This is a genomic window from Rhodopirellula maiorica SM1 (genome assembly GCF_000346295.1).
GTDB lineage: Bacteria > Planctomycetota > Planctomycetia > Pirellulales > Pirellulaceae > Novipirellula > Novipirellula maiorica.
Genome location: NZ_ANOG01000875.1, coordinates 1 through 5,127, shown reverse-complemented (window position 1 = coordinate 5,127; position 5,127 = coordinate 1). Strand labels below are relative to the sequence as shown.

1 protein-coding gene is annotated in these 5,127 nt (G+C 51.5%); it reads left to right on the top strand.

From position 1 onward, the window contains the following. The first annotated feature begins 386 nt into the window (after positions 1–386). Positions 387–5,060 (top strand): chemotaxis protein CheB, encoded by a 4,674-nt coding sequence (locus RMSM_RS37435; RefSeq protein ID WP_052031841.1) that lies wholly within the window; start codon positions 387–389, stop codon positions 5,058–5,060. Positions 5,061–5,127 lie beyond the last annotated feature (67 nt).

Sequence of the window (5,127 nt, the reverse complement as noted above, 5' to 3'; positions counted from 1 at the left end):
AATGGGCCGTCATTAGCGGAAAAATGTACGGCGTTGCGTGGTGGTGCCGTGATTGTTGTCACCGGTCGATTGGCAAAACAGCAGATAATCCCGCTCTTCGATCTGGGGGATCCCCCCACTGAACATTAGTGCCGTGTATTCTATGAACTGTCTCAATAACGCTACAATAATGTTAGGCGTGCTTATCAAAGCTGCGTTTCTCGCTGTCAACCACGCATCAGCGATGCGAGCGACATCGCGAGACGAGGGGCATCTTTCTAATGATCCAGAGGATTGCGGGCTCATCGAAGCCACATGCTCAGCGGTTGGGGCGATGACTTTCGCTATAGCTAGGAGCGATTGATGGCAGACAAAGTCATATAAAATTAGAAAAACATGGAATGGATATGGGGAACATTCGACCGAACGCTCCATCGTCTTCGGAACAGCAGATTGACTCGCTAGATGGAGAGCCTGAGAATCAAAAAGAGGGATTTCCGATCGTTGGCATCGGTGCGTCCGCAGGCGGTTTGGATTCTCTGCGACGATTGCTCGAGGCGTTGCCGGATCAACCTGATGTTGCGATTGTAGTCGTCCAACATTTGGCTCGCGACAAACCAAGTTTAGCGGCTGAATTGCTTGCAAATTACACCTCGATGCCGGTGCGTCAGGTTGACGACGCGATGATCGTCGAGCTTGGTTGCGTGTATGTCATCCCACCAAGCCATTTTTTAGAGATCGAGCAGGGCCGGCTGAAATTGTTGGCGATGCACGAACCGCGGACCGCCCCGATTGTAGTGGACCATTTTTTCCGGTCGCTGGCCAAGGATCAACACAGCCGCGCCGTCGCAGTGCTGCTGTCAGGAACCGGCAGCGATGGCACGCTGGGGATCAAAGCGATTGCCGAAGCGGGCGGATTGGTCATTGCCCAAGATCCGAACACCGCCGAATACGATGGAATGCCGACCAGCGCCATCAAAACGGGGATGGTGGATCAGGTGTTGTCGCCGCCTGAGATCGCGGTTGCGCTTACTCGTTTTTCTCTGCATCCCTATGTGCGGCAGAGTCAAACCGTCGTTCCTGTTCTGGCATCAGAAATCCATACTGACGACGGCGAAGCGTCTTCGACGCAAATTTCGAAGCAAACATTCGACGACGTTATTTCGCTCTTGCGGAAACGTGCTCATCACGATTTTCGTGATTACAAAGAGAGTACGTTGCTGCGGCGATTGCGTCGACGCATGTGCTTGCGTCAAATCGTACAAACAACACACTACCTAAGCTATCTTGAAAATCATTCTGATGAAATTGCGGCGCTGTCAAAAGACTTACTAATCAGCGTGACCGATTTTTTTCGAGATACCCAAGCTTGGAAAGAGCTCGCGAAACGTGTTATTCCCAAGATCGTGGCGTCAAAGTCCGCGAAGAGCGATTCAGAGGACCGTAATGCGTTGAGCCATCAGATCCGCGTTTGGATTCCTGGATGTGCTACCGGAGAAGAACCCTATACGGTAGCGATGTTATTTCTTGATGAGATGAGTCGACAGCAGAAAGATTGCGAGCTACATGTCTTCGCATCGGACATCGACAAGGATGCACTTGCCTTTGCACGCCGGGGGCTCTATCCGCCAAGTATCCAGGCCGACGTTCCGCCCCAGCAAATGCAACGCTACTTTGTTGTGGAGGGCGATGGAGATCACTATCGCGTCAGCAAAACGCTTCGCGATTCGGTGTTGTTTGCCGAGCAAAACTTGATCGCGGACCCTCCGTTTTCTCAGCTTGATTTGATCTGCTGCCGCAACGTGTTGATCTACTTAAAGCCCGAAACACAGAATAAGTTGATGGGATTATTTCATTACGCCCTGCATGAACGAGGCTATTTGATGCTGGGGAGTGCTGAAACCGTTGGCCGAGACGACGATTTGTTTTCGACTATCCACAAACGCTATCGAATTTTTCAACGCATTGGTTCTGTGCGGCATGATCGTGTCGAATTTCCGATTGCCAAAGGGCAATCCCAGCGAACCTTTCCGGCCCCGCTGCCGCTGCAACGCCACGAAAGAAAGGTTGCCCAACTGATCCAAAAACGGTTGTTCGACATTGTCGCCCCGTGTGCCATCTTGATCGACCGCCACTGGAAAATCTTGTACATCAATGGCGATGTCAACCAGTTTCTGCAGCATGCCCCCGGCGTCCCCACCGAGGACCTACTAAGCAAGCTTCGTAGCGACCTGAAACCGAGGCTTCGCGACGCGGTGCGTAAATCGTTTGCCGAAAAACACACCGTCCAACTCGATTGTCGATTGGACCACGATGGCAACGCTATTGATGTGGCAATTGAAATCCGTTTGCTCGCCGATGCCATGGATCATGATGCGTTTGCGTTGATTTCGTTTCAGGTTTCCGATAATCCATCTTCACCCGAGCAGCAGGTTGATTCGCAAACCGACCACGACGTGATCAAGCTGGGCGGCGATTTTGTAGGTGTTTCGACGCGTGACGAACGGGAATCGACGATTCACCATTTGGAAAACGAGCTGCGATTGGTCAAAGACGAATTGCAGTCATCGTTGGAACAATTTGAGATCGCACACGAAGAGTACAAGGCGTCTAACGAAGAGGTGGTCAGCGTCAATGAAGAGCTGCAAAGCACGAATGAGGAATTAGAAACCAGCAAAGAGGAATTGCAGTCGCTCAACGAAGAACTTTCGACCGTCAATCAAGAATTGGCTTTGAAAATCGACGAGCTCGAGATCAAACACGCAGATTTAGAAAACCTGATTTCCGCGACGCAAATCCCCACAATCTGTTTGGACAACAACCTCGCCATTCGCTGGTTCACCCCCGCCGCGCAAGCCTTGATCCGCATACGCAGCTCGGATCAAGGGCGACCGATTGGCGATCTTGCCGATGATTTTCTCGACGGCGATTTGTCCGCCGAATGTGCCCAGGTGCTCAGACAACTGCAACCGTTGGAAAACGAAGTCAGTTGCCGTGATGGTCGAGTGTTCATCCGCCGTCTGCTGCCGTATCGAGCCGATGACAAAAAAAATGGCGGAGTCGTGGTGACGATGGTCGACATCACTGCACGCAAAAAACGCGAAGAAGAATTGCGATCAAGTGAGGCGCAGCTGCGACACGCGCTGAGGGTCGACGGTATTGGGGTTTTGTTTTTTGATGCAAATGGGACTCTGCTGAATTGCAATGATTGGTTTTTAGAACGGACGGGATACACACGCGATGAGATTCAATCGCATTCGCTACAGCAGCTAAATCTCGATCTGCCACCGGAGTGGTTCCATGTTGCGTCAGAGAATTATGACGAACTTGAGAAAACAGGACACTTTGTACCCTACGAGAAAGAATTTCGATGTAAGAACGGCTCGTTGCTGTGGATGCTCGTTTCAGGACATTCGCGTGAAGACGGTACCATCGTGGCTCACAGCATTGACATCGGTGAGCGGAAGCGAATGGAAGCCAAACTTTCTGCGACAGAGCAAAAGCTTCGACTCGCTTCCAATGCAGCTGATTTGGGGTGGTATTCCTACAATGTGGAAAATCAGGACTTGTCGTGGTCCAACGAGCTGCGGAACATCACCGGGATCACCCCCGATGAACCGGTTACATGCGATCGAATCGCTGAAATGATCTACGAAGACGATCGCGAGCGGTATCTCGCTCATTTATCGGACATTCTCGCTCGTTGTGATGACAATGGTTATCGGGCTGAATTTCGAGTGGTCAGCACTCAGAATGAACTTTGCTGGATCGAAGACCGTGGGAAAGTGATTTATTCGCTGATAGATGGGAAACGAATTGCTCAATTCGCGGTTGGCATGTGGATCGATATCGACGAGCGTAAAAATGCAGAGGAAAATATTCGTGAAATGAACCGAACGCTCGGAGAGCAAGTTTTACAGCGAACCGAATTTCTGGATATTCTGCAAAGCATTACCCGTGCCGCTAATGAATCAAAAACAATCGAGAACGCAATGCGAGCAGCACTCCAACGCATTGCCTCGTACGATGGCTGGGTGATCGGACATTTGTGGCGACGGTGCAGCGACGACACCGGACAAATGGAAAGCGCAGGGTTGTGGCATGTCCGCGACGACGCGAATGAACGATTGCCACAGCTTCGGAATTTCCGCGAGCGGCGTAGCCAAAAACGGTTCACGCGTGGCGAGGGGATGATCGGATTGGTGATGCATACCGGCGAACCGCACTGGGTCGAAGATGCATCGCTCGATCCGGCCTATCATGCTATTTCGGATTTCGGATTTCGCGCCGCCTGCGCATTTCCGATTACGGTAGACGGCGAAACGGTCGCGATCATGGAGTTCATTTCGGACCAAGTGGTGCCGAGGAGCGATCGTTTTTTCGAAATTCTGCCTGACATTGGGATTCAGCTTGGTCACCTGATCGCACGTAAACGGCTCGAAGAGGTCGTTTCCGAAATGGCGGTGATTGAACAGCAGCGGATTGGACGCGAATTGCATGATGGAATCGCTCAGCAATTGACCGGGGGCGCATTGATCGCCGAATCGTTGCGTCGCAACCTGCCTAGCGAGATGGAATCCCAACTCGAGAACGTCAAGCAGCTCGGCGAGATTCTCAAGGAAACGCACAAAGACGTTCGCCGATTGTCGGACGGACTGCTAAAAAGTTCGATTGACTCGGTGGATTTGTTGGCGGGGCTTCAGGGGCTTTGCTCCGAAACGAAACGGCGGTTTGGCATTCCCTGTGAAATCAATGCTCAAAATTTTGACGAGTCGTATATCAGCAATGACGCAGTCGCGTTTGTGGTCTATCAAATCGCTTGTGAAGCGGTGCACAACGTAGTCAAACACGCCCAGGCGACACGTATCAGCATCGAAATTTCGACAACCGAAGAATTTTGTGTGACAATACATGATGATGGAATTGGCATGGCAGAGCCACAGCGTAAGGCAAGAACCAATGGATTAAACATCATGCGTTATCGCGCCGAATCGGTTGGCGGTGAGCTGCTAATTGATTCGGTTCCGAGCGAGGGAACATCGGTCACATTCACCATTCCCAGACGGAGTTGTCAATCATGAACAATACTCTGTCCACCACTGCACGGATTGTCGTGGTGGACGATCACGGCATCGTCCGCTTTGGCTA

Excerpts from the sequence above, each read along its gene's own strand:
- RMSM_RS37435 (WP_052031841.1), top strand. The coding sequence starts at position 387 with ATGGGGAACATTCGACCGAACGCTCCATCGTCTTCGGAACAGCAGATT.